The following is a 1,937-nucleotide window of genomic DNA, read 5'->3' on the forward strand; positions in this document are numbered from 1 at the left end:
TACACCCTCCAGATAATAAAAAACCCCGCATTTGCGGGGATTCCAAACTGCACTGCCTCTCGTCTAGACACAATACGACTAGTGCCGTAATTGTCATTAAATACGATTTGCATCACTTTGTCAACACAAAAATAACACATATTGATATATTCAAAGGGAATCGGTTAGATAATTAAGATGTAAATTAAGGTAGAAAACAATGTCTATAAAAAAAACTCTCTTTAGAAGAGTATTAATTATCACACTTTTTACAACGTGTTTTATATCCACTTCAAATGGATATGCTAATTCTGAAGAATCTTCTTCATTTTTTAATAAGTTATTCTGTTCAAAAGTAACCACAGAATTAAAAACCGAACTTCATAATCACCTAATTCATGGAAACGAATGGTGGGAAAAAAGATTCAAAGAAATTAGAATGATAGAAGAAGTATATTTCTTGCATAACATGTCGACTTTATCAAAAGAACGTTTTGAACAACATGTAAATATGATAAGAGAATGGCATGATATACTGTGGGAAAGAAACAATAGTTTTAGCGATTTAACCGGCAGTATGCTACAAAAAATAAGTGCAATAGAGGATCTAAATAAAGCAAAACAATCTAAGAACCATATGGAGGAATCAGAAATTCTGAAAGTCCTTCCTATAATTGAAAAGCGGATAATTGAAAATAAAAGAAAACTTCATAAACTAGATTATGAAAGTGAAGCGTTATATAAGTTTATCATTCACTTTTATTGATAGTTACATAATTTTGCGAAAAATACTTTTGAAGCGCATTAAGAGCAACCTTTAGCGAACTCACAAGATGTAGTAATTCTTGATCTTCACTAACAAGGTACTGTAGCGCTGCATAAAGATTGTACTGTCTATAGAGATGTTGCGCCTCTTTTATTGCCTCGTGAACAGATTGATAATGACGCGTTGCTTTTTCAACCCATTGCTCAAAGCTATCTGGGTCTGAATTTGTAGACACATCATCATAAACAGCGCTTGGCAAGCCCTTTGCACAAAGGTAATTATTCCTTATCTGTAGATATTGCTGGGCGGCGTCGTATTGCTCTTGAGTAAGCACGCCTTGCAAGTAAAGCCGCCCGATATAGGTACCAGAAAGTGGATTTTTTGCCTCCTGTAGCGTTAAACCGAAGCGCTTTGCACGCATTTCTATTGCCAATTTATCAACGGCTTCACGCGGTGCTTTTGCACGTGATATACGTCCGTTTGGTTCTCTTACCTGCCCTGCTATTTTAGGGCGTCCCCTCTTTTTATTTTTTTTCATAACACCGCCTTTTATTTAAAAAGGAACACTGTCATTCATAACGGTATGGGGCGTATCAAGAGGTCTGTAAATGCTTCTGTCATAAGCAGATGACTGATCTTGATTATCATCATTTTTGCCATCTAAAAGCTTTAATTCGCCTTTGTACTGAGGCAATATGACTTCTGTTACATAGCGATCAACACCGTTTTTATCTTGCCATTTACGGGTTTGTAGTCGCCCCTCGATATAAACTTTGCTGCCCTTATTCAGATACTGGAGAGCTATTTTTGCAAGATGTGGATTAAACACCACAATGGAATGCCATTCGGTTTTGTCTATTCTCTTATTGGTTGCCTTGTCTGTATAGCTCTCAGACGTTGCCATTCGAAAATTGACCACCTCGATGCCAGATGACATTGTTTTGCTTTCTGGATTGGCACCTAAATGACCAATTAAAATCACTTTATTAAGCATGTTTGTAAGTCCCATTAAATGATGTAAAGATCATAACATGTTTTATGTGTTTTTACAATGTTTTCAGTTAGCTAATAACAATTATTTAATGTTTTACATTATGTTCTAAATCACTAAAGCGTGTAAAATCGGATTGAAATGCAAGGGGAACGATTCCTGTCGGACCATGGCGTTGTTTTGCTATAATAACCTCGGCTT

4 protein-coding genes are annotated in these 1,937 nt (G+C 36.0%); 1 reads left to right on the forward strand and 3 read right to left on the reverse strand.

From position 1 onward, the window contains the following. The first annotated feature begins 199 nt into the window (after window positions 1–199). Complete coding sequence (locus ACFIJZ_RS09675; protein ID WP_375631936.1) at window positions 200–745, forward strand: hypothetical protein; 546 nt, start codon at window positions 200–202, stop codon at window positions 743–745. On the opposite strand, the gene ACFIJZ_RS09680 is transcribed toward ACFIJZ_RS09675, so the two are convergent. From ACFIJZ_RS09680 to ACFIJZ_RS09690, 3 genes are all read right to left on the reverse strand, one after another. Beyond that, window positions 729–1,283: a hypothetical protein gene (locus ACFIJZ_RS09680; protein WP_375631938.1), complete on the reverse strand. Its 555-nt coding sequence runs from the start codon at window positions 1,281–1,283 to the stop codon at window positions 729–731. The two genes, ACFIJZ_RS09675 and ACFIJZ_RS09680, sit on opposite strands and share 17 nt — an antisense overlap. A 15-nt stretch (window positions 1,284–1,298) precedes the next feature. Further along, window positions 1,299–1,739: a single-stranded DNA-binding protein gene (ssb, locus tag ACFIJZ_RS09685; RefSeq protein ID WP_375631940.1), complete on the reverse strand. Its 441-nt coding sequence runs from the start codon at window positions 1,737–1,739 to the stop codon at window positions 1,299–1,301. 85 nt (window positions 1,740–1,824) lie between these two features. Further along, the coding region (locus tag ACFIJZ_RS09690) for a DnaB-like helicase C-terminal domain-containing protein (RefSeq protein WP_375631942.1) at window positions 1,825–1,937 on the reverse strand (113 nt) is incomplete at its 5' end.

It is taken from the genome of Bartonella sp. CL70QHWL (genome assembly GCF_042194855.1).
Taxonomy (GTDB): Bacteria; Pseudomonadota; Alphaproteobacteria; order Rhizobiales; family Rhizobiaceae; genus Bartonella.